Annotated in this window: 11 protein-coding genes and 1 pseudogene; all 12 read left to right on the top strand. The window is 72.4% G+C overall.

The genetic code is table 11. The features are described from left to right. Window positions 1-25: 25 nt before the first annotated feature. The 12 genes and pseudogenes from ftsH (at window position 26) to QQA02_RS05745 (ending at window position 14,556) form a co-directional block, all read left to right on the top strand. A complete protein-coding gene (ftsH, locus tag QQA02_RS05800; protein WP_284863570.1) occupies window positions 26-2,650 on the top strand; it encodes an ATP-dependent zinc metalloprotease FtsH in 2,625 nt (874 codons plus the stop codon). A gap of 9 nt (window positions 2,651-2,659) precedes the next feature. After that, window positions 2,660-3,250, top strand: a complete 591-nt coding sequence (gene folE / locus QQA02_RS05795) for a GTP cyclohydrolase I FolE (RefSeq protein ID WP_284774587.1) — start codon at window positions 2,660-2,662, stop codon at window positions 3,248-3,250. A 133-nt stretch (window positions 3,251-3,383) separates the two neighbouring features. Next, window positions 3,384-4,268 (top strand): dihydropteroate synthase, encoded by an 885-nt coding sequence (gene folP / locus QQA02_RS05790; protein WP_284863568.1) that lies wholly within the window; start codon window positions 3,384-3,386, stop codon window positions 4,266-4,268. Window positions 4,269-4,280: 12 nt separating this feature from the next. Further along, a pseudogene (folB, locus tag QQA02_RS05785) lies at window positions 4,281-4,643 on the top strand (dihydroneopterin aldolase); the annotation flags it as partial. A 92-nt stretch (window positions 4,644-4,735) separates the two neighbouring features. Continuing rightward, window positions 4,736-5,278, top strand: coding sequence for a 2-amino-4-hydroxy-6-hydroxymethyldihydropteridine diphosphokinase (gene folK, locus QQA02_RS05780; RefSeq protein WP_284863654.1), 543 nt, complete (start codon window positions 4,736-4,738; stop codon window positions 5,276-5,278). Then, the gene (locus QQA02_RS05775; RefSeq protein ID WP_284863567.1) at window positions 5,275-5,739 is read left to right on the top strand and encodes a DUF3180 domain-containing protein; all 465 of its coding nucleotides are present in this window, start codon (window positions 5,275-5,277) and stop codon (window positions 5,737-5,739) included. The genes folK and QQA02_RS05775 overlap by 4 nt, the downstream gene beginning before the upstream one ends. Before the next feature lie 59 nt (window positions 5,740-5,798). Further along, the gene (locus QQA02_RS05770) at window positions 5,799-7,355 is read left to right on the top strand and encodes a DUF6779 domain-containing protein (protein WP_284863565.1); all 1,557 of its coding nucleotides are present in this window, start codon (window positions 5,799-5,801) and stop codon (window positions 7,353-7,355) included. Continuing rightward, window positions 7,355-8,122 (top strand): 6PGD fold domain-containing protein, encoded by a 768-nt coding sequence (locus tag QQA02_RS05765; protein ID WP_284863563.1) that lies wholly within the window; start codon window positions 7,355-7,357, stop codon window positions 8,120-8,122. The genes QQA02_RS05770 and QQA02_RS05765 overlap by 1 nt, the downstream gene beginning before the upstream one ends. A gap of 9 nt (window positions 8,123-8,131) precedes the next feature. Then, window positions 8,132-8,995 (top strand): pantoate--beta-alanine ligase, encoded by an 864-nt coding sequence (locus QQA02_RS05760; protein WP_284774507.1) that lies wholly within the window; start codon window positions 8,132-8,134, stop codon window positions 8,993-8,995. A gap of 114 nt (window positions 8,996-9,109) precedes the next feature. Then, window positions 9,110-10,699, top strand: a complete 1,590-nt coding sequence (lysS, locus tag QQA02_RS05755; protein WP_284774508.1) for a lysine--tRNA ligase — start codon at window positions 9,110-9,112, stop codon at window positions 10,697-10,699. Window positions 10,700-11,080: 381 nt separating this feature from the next. Next, window positions 11,081-13,348, top strand: coding sequence for a YhgE/Pip family protein (locus tag QQA02_RS05750; protein WP_284863561.1), 2,268 nt, complete (start codon window positions 11,081-11,083; stop codon window positions 13,346-13,348). 104 nt (window positions 13,349-13,452) lie between these two features. After that, entirely contained in the window at window positions 13,453-14,556 is a 1,104-nt protein-coding gene (locus tag QQA02_RS05745) for an MFS transporter (RefSeq protein WP_284863559.1), read from the top strand. Window positions 14,557-14,626 lie beyond the last annotated feature (70 nt).

Below are 14,626 nucleotides of genomic sequence, written 5' to 3'. Positions count from 1 at the left end.
CTGCGACCCCGCGAAGAATGACCACATGAAAAACAAGCGCATCCTGCAGATCGGCGTCATCGCTGCCGTCGTCCTCGTGCTCTTCTACGTCTTCTCCCTGCTCACAGACGACACCAGGGGATTCCAGAAGGTCGAGACCTCGGTCGCGATGAAGCAGCTCGCCGACAACAACGTCGCCGAGGCCCAGATCGACGACCGCGAACAGCGCCTGCGGCTCAAGCTCAAGGAGCCGGTCAACGTCGAGGAACGCGAGGGCGTCGAGGAGATGCTCACGCAGTACCCCGCGCGCACCAGCCCCGAGATCTTCAAGGCCGTCGAGGCCTCCGAGACCGAGAAGTTCGACACCGAGGTCAGCCAGGACAGCTTCCTGGTCAGCATGCTGCAGTTCCTGCTGCCGATGCTGCTGCTCTTCGGCCTGCTCATGTTCTTCCTGGTGCGCATGCAGTCCGGCGGCATGTTCGGCTTCGGCTCCAACAAGGCCAAGCAGCTGACCAAGGACATGCCGACCAACACCTTCGCCGACGTCGCCGGCGCCGACGACGCCCTCGACGAGCTGCAGGAGATCAAGGACTTCCTGCAGGACCCGACGGTCTACGAGAACCTCGGCGCGAAGATCCCCCGCGGCGTGCTGCTCTACGGCCCGCCCGGCACCGGCAAGACGCTCATGGCGCGTGCCGTCGCCGGCGAGGCCGGGGTGCCCTTCTACTCCATCTCCGGCTCCGACTTCGTCGAGATGTTCGTCGGCGTGGGCGCCTCGCGCGTGCGCGACCTGTTCAAGCAGGCCCGCGAGAACAGCCCCTGCATCATCTTCATCGACGAGATCGACGCGGTGGGCCGCCAACGTGGCGCCGGCATGGGCGGCGGCCACGACGAGCGCGAGCAGACCCTCAACCAGCTGCTCGTCGAGATGGACGGCTTCGGCGACCGCGAGGGTGTCATCCTCATGGCCGCCACCAACCGCCCCGACATCCTCGACCCGGCGTTGTTGCGCCCGGGCCGCTTTGACCGCCAGATCCCGGTGACCAACCCGGACCTGGCCGGTCGCGCCCAGATTCTCAAGGTCCACGCCGAGGGCAAGCCCTTCGCCCCCGACGCCGACCTCGACGCGCTGGCCAAGCGCACCGCCGGCATGTCCGGCGCCGACCTGGCCAACGTGCTCAACGAGGCCGCGCTTCTGACCGCCCGCATCGGCGGCAACGTCATCACCGCCGACGCCCTGGAGGAGGCCACCGACCGAGTGATCGGCGGGCCCCGGCGCAGCTCCAAGGTCATCTCCGAGAAGGAGAAGAAGGTCACCGCCTACCACGAGGGCGGCCACACCCTGTCCGCCTGGGCGCTCAAGGACATCGAGCGCGTCTACAAGGTGACCATCCTCGCCCGCGGCAACACCGGCGGCCACGCCATGACCGCCGCCGAGGACGACAAGGGCATGTACAACCGCGACGAGCTCTTCGCCCGCCTCGTCTTCGCCATGGGCGGCCGCTCCGCCGAGGAGCTCGTCTTCGGCGAGCCGACCACCGGTGCCTCGGCCGACATCGAGCAGGCCACCAAGATCGCGCGTGCGATGGTCACCGAGTACGGCATGTCGCCTTCGCTCGGCACGGTCAAGTACGGCGAGGAGCAGGGCGACCCGTTCGTCGGCCGCGGCGGCGGCAGCCAGCTCGACTACTCGCCGGAGGTGGCCGCCCGCATCGACGAGGAGGTCCACGGGCTGATCGACCGCGCCCACGAGGCCAGCTACGCCATCCTCGCCGAGCACCGCGACTACCTCGACCGCCTGGCGGAGAAGCTCCTGGAGAAGGAGACCCTGCGCCGGCCCGACCTGGAGAACATCTTCGCCGGCATCGAGCCGCGCGCCGCCGAGGACGTCTTCCCCGGCGAGGACCTGCGCTTCCCGCGCCAGGCCGGCCGCGAGCCCGTCAAGACCCCGGTGGAGCTGGCCCACGAGCGCGGCGAGGAGCCGCCGAAGCGCTTCAGCATCCTCGAGGCCTCCCGTGCCGCGCGTGCCCGCCGCGAGGCCGAGCGCGCCCGCCGCGAGCAGCAGCCCGCCCCGCACGGCGGCCACGGCCCGCAGCCCGGCCAGCCCGGCCGGCCCGGCGACCAGGCCCCGGCCCCGCTGCCCGGTCAGCCAGGTCAGGGTGGCGGCTGGAGCTCCGACGCCGCCGGTGAGGGCCCGCGCTACGCGGGCACCCCGCCGCCAGCCGACTGGCACGCCCCGGGCTGGCCCCCGCGCGGCCAGGGCAACCAGGGCGCACCGGGCAACCGGCCCGCGCCCGCACCGCGGGGCGGCGACGCCTGGGGCGCCCCGGCTGGCACCGACGGTGCCGGAACCGACGGCGGCGATCGGCGGGACGTCGTCAAGCACGACGAGCAGAACAGCGCGGGTGCGCACCCGGTCGCGCACCCCGGCTCCCCGGAGGAGCACCCCGGTGTGAAGTACTACGGCGACGGCGACGACGCCCTGATCGGCTTCCGCCTGCCCGAGCGCGAGCGCCCGGACACCCCCTCCGAGAAGCTCACCGACGACTGGGGCCCCCGCTCCGCGCGCCCGGACGGCGACGCGGGCGGCCGACACGCCAAACCTGAGGCCCCCGGAGACCCCGAGGGCACCGCCGACAGCAGCGCCGGCACCGACGGGAAGGACCAGTAAGTGACAGACATCGACGGCACCGCGAACGGCGGGCGCCACTTCGACCAGGAGCGCGCCGAGGCCGCGGTGCGCGAGCTGCTCATCGCGGTGGGCGAGGACCCCGACCGCGAGGGGCTGCGCGAGACGCCCGCCCGCGTGGCGCGCGCCTACAAGGAGACCCTCGCCGGGCTCTTCTGCGACCCGGCCGACGTGCTCGAGAAGGTCTTCAACGAGGGCCACCAGGAGCTCGTGCTCGTGCGCGACATCCCCGTCTACTCCACCTGCGAGCACCACCTGCTGCCCTTTCTGGGCAAGGCGCACGTGGGCTACATCCCCTCGGTCGACGGCAAGGTCACGGGCCTGAGCAAACTGGCCCGCCTGGTCGACATGTACGCCAAGCGCCCGCAGGTCCAGGAGCGGCTGACCTCCCAGGTCGCCGACGCCCTGGTCGAGCGGCTGCACGCGCAGTCGGTCATCGTGGTCATCGAGTGCGAGCACCTGTGCATGGCCATGCGCGGCATCCGCAAGCCGGGGGCGGTGACCACCACCTCCGCCGTGCGCGGCGGCTTCCAGCGCAACCCCGCCTCGCGCGCCGAGGCGCTCAGCCTCATCCGCGGCTAGGCCCGAGACGCCTGGCCCGCGCGGGGTCGGGGCGAAGCCCCGGCCCGGCCCCGCCGCCCGGACCGGCGCGCCCGGCGGCCTAGGCTCGGGGGCGAAGACGTCCGGCCCTCTGCGAAAGGAACCCCCAGCCCCCATGGTCCGTGTCTCCGACCTCACCGTCCCCGACCGCTGCGTCGTGATGGGCATCGTCAACGTCACCGAGGACTCGTTCTCCGACGGCGGGCGCTACCTCGACCCGCAGGCCGCCCTCGACCAGGCCCACCGCCTGGTCGCCGAGGGCGCCGACATGATCGACGTCGGCGGCGAGTCCACCCGCCCCGGCGCCCACCGTGTGCCCGCCGAGGTCGAGCGCGACCGCGTGGCCCCGGTGATCAAGGCGCTCTCGGAGGAGGGCATCCGCACCTCCGTGGACACCATGCGCGCCTCGACCGCGCGGGCCGCGGCCGAGGCCGGCGTTGACATGATCAACGACGTCTCCGGCGGCCTGGCCGACCCGGAGATGTTTAAGGTCATGGCCGAGACCGACCTGCCGGTGTGCCTGATGCACTGGAAGACCGTGCAGTTCGGCGACGCCGCCGGCCAGGCCGACCACGGCGGCGACGTGGTCGCCGACGTGCACGCCACGCTGGAGCGCCTGGTGGACAAGGCGCTGGCCGCCGGAGTGGACCACGACAACATCGTGCTCGACCCGGGCCTCGGCTTCGCCAAGTCCGCCGAGGACAACTGGGCGCTGCTCGGCGCGCTGCCTGAGTTCATCGGCGGCGAGTTCCCGGTGCTCGTCGGCGCCAGCCGCAAGCGCTTCCTCACCGGTGTGCGCGCCGACCGCGGCCTGGCCCACACCCCGCTCGACGCCGACCCGGCCACCGCCGCCGTCACCGCGATCTCCGCGCAGCTGGGTGCGTGGGGCGTGCGCGTCCACGACGTCGTCGTCTCGCGCGACGCCGTCGACGTCGCCGCCAACTGGCACGCCCGCCGCCCCGTCGCCGGTGGCCTGACGCTTCCCGACGCCCGCGCCTGAAAGGACCCCGCAATGGCCGACCGCATCGAACTGACCGGGCTGCGCGTGCGCGGCCGCCACGGCGTGCTGCCCGAGGAGCGCCGCCTGGGCCAGGACTTCATCGTCGACCTCGTCTGCTGGCTGGACCTCACGGCCGCCGCCGACAGCGATGACCTGAACGACACGGTCAACTACGCCGAGCTCGCCCAGATCGCCCACGACGTCGTCGCCGGCGAGCCGCTCAACCTCATCGAGGCCGTCGCCGGGCGCATCGCCTCGGCGGCCATGGAGCACTTCGCCGAGCTGCACGCCGTCGAGGTGACCATTCACAAGCCCGCCGCGCCCATTCCACTGACGTTTGACGACGTTGCGGTGGTCGCCCGCCGCTCCCGCAAGGCCCACGACGCCGCGCTGCGCGCGGCGCCGGCGCACGGGACGCAGGAAAGCGCGACGTCGGAAAGCAACACCTCGGAGGGGGCGGGCCGATGATCCGCGCGGTGCTCTCCATCGGCTCGAACATGGACGACCGCCTGGCGCTGCTGCGCACGGTGCCCGCCGCGATCCGCGCGCGCGGGGACATCGGGCTGCTCGCGGCCTCCTCGATCTACTCCACCGCGCCGTGGGGCGTGGAGGACCAGGACGAGTTCCTCAACGCCACGCTGATCGTCGAGACCACGCGCAGCCCTAAGGAGCTGCTCGCCTTCGGCCAGGGCCTCGAGGCCGACGCCGAGCGGGTGCGGGTGTGCCGCTGGGGCCCACGCACCCTGGACGTCGACGTCGTGCAGGTCATCCGCGACGGCGCCGAGGTCCGCTCCGACGACCCGGTGCTCACCCTGCCGCACCCGCACGCCTACCACCGCGCCTTCGTGCTGGTGCCCTGGCTCGAGATCGAGCCCGACGCGCAGCTGGCCGGCCGCGCGGTGCGCGAGTGGGTCGGCGAGCTGGAGGCCGCCGAGATCGACGGGGTGCACCGGCGCGGGGCGCTGGAGGAGAACGGGGCCGCCGGCCCGGACGGCGGTGGGCGCCCGTGAAACGCACCTCGATCCCCGCGTTGATCGCCGTCGGCGGCTTCATCGCCGCGCTGACCTTGATCGCCACCTGGCGCTTCTACGGCTCGATGGCCTCGGTCCCCTTGGCCGTCTCCGTCACGCTGTGGGTGATGGCCGTGGTCTGCCTGGTCATCGCGGCCAAGGTGCGCGCCCGGCGCAAGGACGGGCGTATCGGTCAGGACCGCTCGCAGCTCAACCCGATCACCGCGGCGCAGTTCCTGGTCATCGGCAAGGCCTCGGCGTGGACCGGCGCGGTCATCGGCGGGCTCTACACCGGTATGGCCGCCTGGGTCATCCCGCGCGCCGGGGACCTGGTGGCCGCCGCCTCCGACATCCCGGGCGTGGTCGCCAGCGCGCTGGGCGGGGTGGTGCTCTGCGGTACCGGGGTCTTCCTCGAGCGCTCCTGCGCGGTACCCCCGCCCGCCGACGGCGAGCCCGCCTAGCGCCGCCGCGGGGCGCGTCGCCCCGGGAAGCCACCGGGGCATTCGGTAGGTTGGGATGCATGACCCGCCCGAACGCCCACGAAGACACGGAGTACGCGCCCGCCGGATCGGCCGAGCGATGGGGCACCCCGGGGCCGGACACCGGCTCCGCTGCCACCCACGGACCCGCCGCCGCGGACACCGCGCGCATCAACCGGGTGCCTGACGACGCCGTGTCCGACGCCGCCCGCGGTCCCCGCCGGCGTGGCGCGGCGGACCCCGCAGGCGAGCGCGCGTATCAGGCGGGCGCGCAGGCGCCCGCCGACACCGGTGCGGGCTCCGGCGAGGGGGCCGACTCCGGCGAGGGCTCGGCGGAGGGTCGTGCGGGCAACTGGCTGCTCATCGCCCTGGTCGCCCTGGCGCTCATCGCCAGCGTCGTGATGCTGTTGACCGACAGCAGCGTCGCGCTGCGCCTGGCGCTGCTGGCCGCCCTGTGGGCCGCCGTGATCGGCTTCTTCCTGGTGGTGCGCTACCGCCGTGCGGCCGAGACCGCCCGCAAGGAGCTCGAGTACACCCAGAACCTGCGCGAGGCCGAGAAGGCCCGCAGCGCCGCCGAGGCCGACGCCGTGCGCGCCCGCGGCGGGGCGCCCGCGCCGGCCAAGGAGGTCAACCTCCGCGAGGAGGACATGCAGCTGCTCGCGGAGATCCGCGACAGCCTCGCCGAGCTGCGCTACCAGATCGAGGACCTGCGCGGCCAGGCCTTCGAGTACGAGCCCGCCGCCCTGCGCGCCCAGGCGTGGCGCCTGCAGGAGCTGGAGACCCGCGCCCAGGACTCCGGCCTGGGCCCCTGGGGCTCGGCCGCCTCGGCCCAGTCCGCCGAGACCCAGCACCGCGAGAAGGCCGGGCACGTCTCCGGCGCCCCGTCGGTCGACGCCGTGGCCGGGCACCTCGGCACCGAGGACGGCCAGTCGTCCGGCGCGCCGACGATCTCCCCGGAGCTCGCCGAGCTGCTGCGCGAGGAGAACGACTCTCTCGCCGCCAACCGCGCGACCGTGCGCCAGGCGCAGATGGGGCCGGCCGCCGCGCAGCAGAGCGCCGCGCAGCAGGCACAGGCCAAGTCGGAGCGGAAGCAGGCGCCGAAGCCCGCGCAGAAGCCGGAGCCGCAGCAGACTGACGCCGCCACCTCGACCACGTCGACCTCGACCCGCGCCGCGAAGCCGGCGCAGGCCGCGCAGCAGCCCAAGCCGGATCAGGCCGCGACGCAGCAGTCCAAGCCCGCCCAGTCCGCCCAGCCGACGCAGCAGCCGACGCAGCAGGCCGACAAGCCCGCCGCCACGGCCACCACCGCGCCGACGGTGCACACCGAGCCTGCCGCCGAGGCCCCGAAGACCCGCCGCGGCCAGCACCGCGCCCCCGAGGCCGACACCGCCGCGACCGAGGCCACGACCCAGGCCCAGTCCCAGTCCGCCCGGAAGGACGGCAAGGACGTCGCCGACGCCTGGCGCACCGAGACCCAGTCCGAGGAGACCGCCCGCGGCCACCACGAGGCGCCCGCCGAGCCGCGCGGCCGCCGCCGCGCCGACGAGCGCTCCGGGGCCCTGACCGTCGCCGAGCTGCTGGCCCGGAGGAACAAGTAGTGCCCGGACCCCGCATCCGCATCGGGGTCTACCTCGGGCGCCCGCACCGCGCCTACCACGGCACCTTCGACCGCCTGGCGCGCGCCGGGCACGCCGTGGTCGAGTACACCGACCCCGCGGAGACCGAGGGTTTCGCCGCCGTGATCATCGTCGCCGGCGACCACCACCTCGCCGACGCCGTCAACGACCTCGCCCTGCACGTCCACCGCGGCCAGATCGTGCTGCACACCGCCCTGGCCCACGACGCCACCGCCCTCGACGCCCTGGAGATCGAGGGTGCCGTCGTCGGCGCCCTGCACCCCTTCGGAATCTCCGAGTGGGTGGTCGACTACGTCGACGAGGCCGGCGAGGCCGTCGTCCAGCTGCTCGTCGCCGAACTCGGCGGCAACCCCGTGCGCCTGTCGCTTGCCGCACGCGCGGACCTGGCCCCGGCGCTGACCTGGGCGACCGCCACCGGGGTGGTGCGCGGGGAGGCCCGCGCCCTGCTCGACGAGGCCCTCGGCGCCAACGCCGACCGGGTCACCGAGAAGCTGTTCACCGATCCCGCCCCGGACGACTCCCTGCCGCTGCCGGACGAACTGGACGACCAGCTGGCCCGCCAGCTCGCCGACGGCGGCGGGCGGCCCCGGGCCCGCGCCTTCGTCGACCTGGTGCGCCGGGCCGCCGAGCTGCGCGGCGACCACGACGTCGAGCTGTGGGCGCTGCTGCACCCCGGCAACGCCGGCGACATCGGCGACACAGAAGACACCGACGACAAGAACGACTAGGAGGACCAGATGCCTTTCGAGTTCGGCACCGCCGCCGAGGCGGACGCCACGCTGCTCGCCCGGCTCAGCCACGCGATGCGGCGCACCGGCCGCCCCGTGGTGCTCGTGCCCCTGGGGCCCGACGTCCACGGCGGCCACCTCGCCCTGACCGAGGCCGCCCACCGCCTGCGCGGCGCCGTCACCGTCGTCGCAGTCGACGGCGAGGCGGCGCTCGACGCCGAGCCCGGGACGTCGGAAATTGAATCGCAGACGCCGGACCTGCGCGCACGCCTGGCCGCCTGCGGGGCCGACGCCGTCTTCCACCTGCCCGCCGACGACCCGGCGCTTACCGGGCGCACCCGCGTGCTGCCCGTCGACCGGGGGCTCGAGCCGGTCGGGGAGCGCGCCCGTCAGCTGACCCGCATCCTCGCGCTGCTGGGTGCCAGCCAGGCCACCGACGTCTTCCTCGGCGAGAAGGACTATGAGCTGCTCGTCGACGTCCAGCACGCCGTGACCGATCTGCACCTGCCCGTGCACGTGCACGGGTTCCCGACGGTGCGCATGCCCGACGGCCTGGCGCTCTCCCTGCGCAACGCGCAGGTCCCGCCGGAAATGCGCGAGCGCGCCATCGCCCTGTCGGCCGCGCTGACCGCCGGTGCGCACGTCGCCGAGGACGGCGCCGAGGCCGTGCTCGAGACGGCCGGGGCGGTCCTTGAGGCCGCCGGGGTGGCCCCGGAGTACCTCGAGCTGCGCTCCCACCTGCTCGGCGAGCCGCCGGCCGAGGGCGACGCGCGCCTGCTGGTCGCCGCGCGCTTCGGCGAGGTGCGCCTGACCGACAACGTCGGCGTGCCGCTCGGCGTGGGCTTCCGCGGCCTGGCCGAGCAGTCCGGCTAGCCGCCGTCGCGGGCCCCACGGCGCCGGCACCCGCGGCGTCCCACCGGCCCCCCACCGGCGCGCGCGAGAGTCCGGCTGCGAGTCCGGCGGGGCGGTCCACTACGCTGTGGAGACGTGACTGACGCAAAGGACCCCAAGAACGTCGCCGCCGAGGGCGGCTCTGACCTGCCCGAGCAGCAGCGAGTCCGCCGGGAGAAGCGCGCCCGCCTGCTGGCCGAGGGGACCGAGGCCTACCCGGTGGAGGTCGCCCGCACCGGCAGCATCCGCGAGGTGCGCGAGCGCTACCGCGTGCTGGGGGCCGACGAGGAGAAGACCGGCGCCGAGGGTGTCGTCGAACTCGCCCCCGGCGAGGAGACCGACGAGGTCGTCTCCCTGGTCGGGCGCCTGATGTTTATGCGCAACACCGGCAAGCTGTGCTTCGCCACCCTCCAGGAGGGCGACGGCACCCAGATCCAGGCCATGCTCTCGCTGGCCGAGGTGGGCAAGGACGCCCTCGACGCCTGGAAGGCCGACGCGGACCTCGGCGACTTCATCTCCGTGACCGGGCGTGTGGTCGCCTCCCGCCGCGGCGAGCTGTCCGTGATGGCCACCGCCTGGCAGATGGCCTCCAAGGCGCTGCGCCCGCTGCCGGTCTCCTTCGCCGAGATGGCCGAGGATACCCGCGTGCGCCACCGCTACACCGACCTGATCATGCGCGAGGCCGCCCGCAAGAACGCCCTGACCCGCATCAAGGTCATGCGCGCGCTGCGCGACTACCTCGAGGGCGAGGGCTTCCTCGAGGTCGAGACCCCGATGCTGCAGACCCTGCACGGCGGCGCGGCCGCCCGCCCCTTCGTCACCCACTCCAACGCGCTGGACATCGACCTCTACCTGCGCATCGCCCCGGAGCTCTACCTCAAGCGCTGCGTGGTCGGCGGCATCGAGCGCGTCTTCGAGGTCAACCGCAACTTCCGCAACGAGGGCGTGGACTCCTCGCACTCCCCGGAGTTCGCCATGCTGGAGACCTATCAGGCCTACGGCACCTACGAGACCGGGGCGAAGCTGATCAAGGGCCTGATCCAGTCCGTGGCCCGTGCCGTCTTCGGCACCGAGAAGGTCACGCTCGCCGACGGCACCGAGTACGACTTCGGCGGCGAGTGGAAGGTCCTCGAGATGTACCCCTCGCTCAACGAGGCGCTGGCCCGCAAGTTCCCCGGCCAGCCTGAGGTCACGATCGACTCCACCGTCGGGGAGCTGCGCGCGATCGCCGACGCGATCGGCCTGGAGTGGCCGGAGAACGGCGGCTGGGGCCACGGCAAGTTCGTCGAGGAGATCTGGGAGCACCTGTGCTCCGACCAGCTCTACGAGCCGACCTTCGTCAAGGACTTCCCGGTCGAGACCTCCCCGCTGACCCGCGACCACCGCTCCAAGCCGCGTGTGACCGAGAAGTGGGACCTCTACGTCCGCGGCTTCGAGCTGGCCACCGGCTACTCCGAGCTGGTCGACCCGGTCATCCAGCGCGAGCGCTTCGAGGACCAGGCCCGCCTGGCCGCCGCCGGCGACGACGAGGCGATGCGCCTCGACGAGGACTTCCTGGCCGCCATGGAGCAGGGCATGCCGCCGACCTCCGGCAACGGCATGGGCATCGACCGCCTGCTGATGGCCCTGACCGGCCTGGGCATCCGCGAGACCGTGCTCTTCCCGCTGGTCAAGCCGGAGGCTTAAGTTCCGGTCCCGCGGGCGCCGTCCGATTGACGACGTCCCGTCGGTCCCCCTCGGCGCGCCACCTCCGGGTGGCGCGCTTCTGCGTGCGCGGGGACGGGTGGCGGCGGAAATTTTTTCGCCTCGGGGGTGGCGCGGCGGGGGAACGGGCACCCGCGCCGTTGTGACTGGTGAGGCGCATGTTGCGAACGGCGGTTAGCGGGGCGGCGGCCGACGGCCAGCGTGCGGCCGGGAAAATATGTTTCCCAAACACATGACATGAGTTATTAGGTATGCGACGATGTGGCCCACGACATATAGGTGTCGTCCGGGTCGCCTCCCGGGCGCCACCGGACTTCACCTCGGCGCCGCCGCGAGGGCGGTGCCCTGAACCGGAGGACATCCATGCCGAGCTCAGAAGCGACAGCGACCCGTGGTCCGCGCCGCGGCCTCTTCTCCGCACTCGACTGGCGCCCGAAGACCATGCTGGCGCGCACCCTCATCGTCTTCCTCCTGGTGACCCCGCTGATCGGCGCGATCACCTTCATGTGGGCGATGTGGGACCCCTCCCAGTACCTGCACTCGACCAAGCTGGCCGTGGTCAACGAGGACAACGGCGCCGAGCGCGACGGCGAGTCGAACAACTACGGCGACCAGGTCGTTGAGGGGCTCTCCGCCGCGGACTACCTCGCCTTCGAGGAGGTCAGCCGCGAGGACGCCGACCAGGGCCTGGTCACCGGCGAGTACCTGTTCGTGATGAACATCCCCGAGGACTTCTCCACCAACGTCCTTTCCGTGATGGGCGAGGAACCCGTCCAGCCGACGGTGACCATCGCCTACAACGACTACAACGGCTCCAACCAGGCTCTGCTGACCTCGGGCCTGGTCCCGCAGATCCAGGCGCAGGTCGCCAGTTCCATCGCCGAGGGCTACAGCCAGGAGATCATCGGCGGCATCAACCAGCTCGGCGACGGCCTGCGCGCCGCCGCCGACGGCGCCGGCCAGCTCGACGAGGGTGCGACCCAGCTCAAGGACGGCACCACCCAGGCCAAGGACGGCGTGGGCCAGCTCGACGACGGCGCGACCCAGCTGCACGACGGCACCACGCGCCTGACCGACGGCACCGCCCGCCTCAAGGACGGCACCACCCAGCTGACCGACGGCATCGGCCAGCTGCAGGGCGGCACCAAGCAGCTCGGCGACGGCGCGGCACAGATCGACGACGGCGTGGGCCAGCTGACCGGCATGCTCATCCCGCTGTTCCAGCAGGTCCAGGCCGCGGCACCCGCCCTGCAGCCGGCCATCGACCTGCTGCACGGCGTCGGCCAGCACGAGCAGGCCGCCAAGCTCGAGGGCATCGTCGGCCGCTTCAACGCCAACAACCCCGAGAACATGGTCGCCCAGCTGACCAAGCTGAAGAACGGCACCGCCGAGATGCGCTACAACCTCAACGATCCCTCGGCGCCCTACCTCAACGGCATGAACCGCCTGGCCGACGGCATCAACCAGCTCGACTCGGGTGCGACCGAGCTCTCCGACGGCGCTACCCAGCTGCACGACGGCACCACCCGGCTCAAGGACGGCACGACCCGCCTGAAGGACGGCTCGCAGAAGCTCGACGACGGCACCACGCGGCTCAAGGACGGCACCGGCGAGCTGAGCACGAAGCTCAAGGACGGCGCCGGCCGAGCGCCGACCTTCGAGAACGTCGACGGCTCGGCCAAGCAGGCCAGCGCCCCGGTCGCCTTCGACGAGACGAACCTGCACCCGGTGACCACCAACATCGACGTCAACGACCCGACGGCCAAGGAGGTCACCAGCGGTATCTCGCTGATCCTGGTCGTGGTCATCGGCTTTTTGATCATGGCGCTGACCGCCATGCTGGTGCCGCACGTGACCGGCCGCTGGTCGCGCTCGCGCTCGGTCGGCCCGGTGCTCAAGGCCTTCGCCGCGCTGAGCCTGATCAACTTCGTCACCGTCTGCGCGATGGGCCTGATCTCCAGCTTCATGGGCTGGTCGCCGGCCAGCTGGCTGGCCGCCGGCGCGGTCTTCGCCCTGATCGCGATGGCCGGTGCCGCCAGCTACCAGTTCTTCCGTGCCCTGTTCGGCCGCGTGATCGGCGGCATCTTCTCGCTGGGCATGTACGGCTACGGCGTGCTCGTCTTCGGCGGCGTGTGGCCGCAGCCGATCATCCCGCCGCTGTTCCGTGTCTTCCACCCGACGAGCCCGATGACCTACGCCCGCTACGCCTTCATCCGCGCCACCGACGGCCGCTGGGACGCGACCTTCTGGGCCGGCATCGCCGGACTGCTCTTCTTCATCCTGGTGCCGCTGGCGCTGACGATCATCATCCGCGTCGCCCGCATCAACGGCTTCGCCCGCGAGCAGGACGAGCTGATGCTGCGCGAGGAGGACGACTTCTACGCCGAGCAGGTCGACTCCCACGAGCGCGAGCGCGTCTCCGTCGGCGCCGGGATTGACGACGCCCCGCGTGACGACGTCGCCGGTACCGTCGGCGCGAGCGCCGCAGGCTTCGGCGACGCCGCAGACACCGCAGACGCCGGGACGACGGGCCGGCTGGACCCGGTCGACGCCCCGGAGGAGGGCGGCGGCGGAAAGCGTCGCAAGCCCGAGCGCGACCGCCTCGGCAGGCTCCTGCGCCGCCGTAAGTGACAGAGATCACCGACCCTGACAAACCCGCAGGAGACTAACGCAAACGGGTTCAATCCAAAGGTTTCGATTCGCGGCCGCCGTGTCCCACGGCGGCCGCGACGCCGTTGGCGGCGACCGAAGAAAAGCTGGAGGGCCGGCGCGTCTTCGCGCTGCTGGCCGTCCTCGTCATCTCCGCGATGATGATCCTCAACGAGACGACCGTCTCGGTCGCCCTGCCCGCCGTCATGGCGGACTTCGGCGTGCCGGCCGACGTGGTCCAGTGGCTGCTCACCGGCTTCCTGCTGACCATGGCCGTGGTCATCCCCACCACCGGCTTCCTCATCCAGCGCTTCTCCGTCGCCCCGGCACTCGGGCCGGCCATCGCCGGCGCGATTCTGCAGAACTTCACCTGGCACCACATCTTCTGGATCATGGTGCCGATCCCGGTGCTCGCCGTCATCACGGCCGTCTTCGTCATGCCGGACGTCGGCGAGATCCGCACCTTCGACGTGCTCTCCGTCCTGCTCTCCGTGGTCGCCTTCGGCGGGCTGGTCTACGGGCTGTCCACCATCGGCACCTTCATCGAGGGCACCTCGCAGTGGCCCGCCCTGACCTTCCTCGTCGGCATCCTCTTCCTGGCCGGCTTCGTCATCCGCCAGCTGCGCCTGGGCCGCCGCGGCCGCGCGCTGCTCGACTTCAGCGCCTTCCGCCACCGCAACTTCACCTTCTCCGTGATCACGGTCTTCTGCGCGATGGCCATGATGCTCGGCACCGTGAGCACCATGCCGATCTACCTGCAGGTCGGCCTCGGCGTCTCCGCCATCGTCACCGGCCTGGCCATGCTGCCCGGCGGCCTGCTGCAGGGCGTGGCCTCGCCGATCATCGGGCGCGTCTACGACTCCGCCGGCCCCAAGCCGCTGGCCGTGTCGGGCGCGCTGATCATGCTGCTGTCCTCCTGGTGGCTGTCCTTCACCGTCACCGAGCACACCGCCGTCGGCCTGGTCATCGTCATCATCATGGTCTTCAACCTCGGCATGGCCCTGGTGATGACCCCGCTGATGACTGTCTCGCTGTCCTCGCTGCCGATGTCGCTGTACTCGCATGCCTCGGCGATCATGAACGCCCTCCAGCAGCTCGGCGGCGCGGCCGGCACCGCCGTGCTGGTCGCGGTCGTCTTCGTCTCCGCGATCCGCCCCGGCGTCGACACCGTTGAGGAGCAGGAGCCCTGAGGCCCGGTAGCGGACAGCGCGGGCGGCCTCCGGCCGGGGCCTGCGGAAGGGGTCCCCGACCCCTCCCGCG

This window comes from Corynebacterium sp. MSK006 (assembly GCF_030232385.1).
Taxonomy (GTDB): Bacteria; Actinomycetota; Actinomycetes; order Mycobacteriales; family Mycobacteriaceae; genus Corynebacterium; species Corynebacterium frankenforstense_A.
Note: the sequence above shows the minus strand (reverse complement) of the source record. Positions and strands in the feature narration are given on the sequence as shown.

Coding starts and splice junctions, on each gene's coding strand:
- ftsH (WP_284863570.1), top strand. CDS start 26: ATGAAAAACAAGCGCATCCTGCAGATCGGCGTCATCGCTGCCGTCGTC.
- QQA02_RS05770 (WP_284863565.1), top strand. CDS start 5,799: ATGACCCGCCCGAACGCCCACGAAGACACGGAGTACGCGCCCGCCGGA.
- QQA02_RS05760 (WP_284774507.1), top strand. CDS start 8,132: ATGCCTTTCGAGTTCGGCACCGCCGCCGAGGCGGACGCCACGCTGCTC.
- folP (WP_284863568.1), top strand. CDS start 3,384: ATGGTCCGTGTCTCCGACCTCACCGTCCCCGACCGCTGCGTCGTGATG.
- QQA02_RS05750 (WP_284863561.1), top strand. CDS start 11,081: ATGCCGAGCTCAGAAGCGACAGCGACCCGTGGTCCGCGCCGCGGCCTC.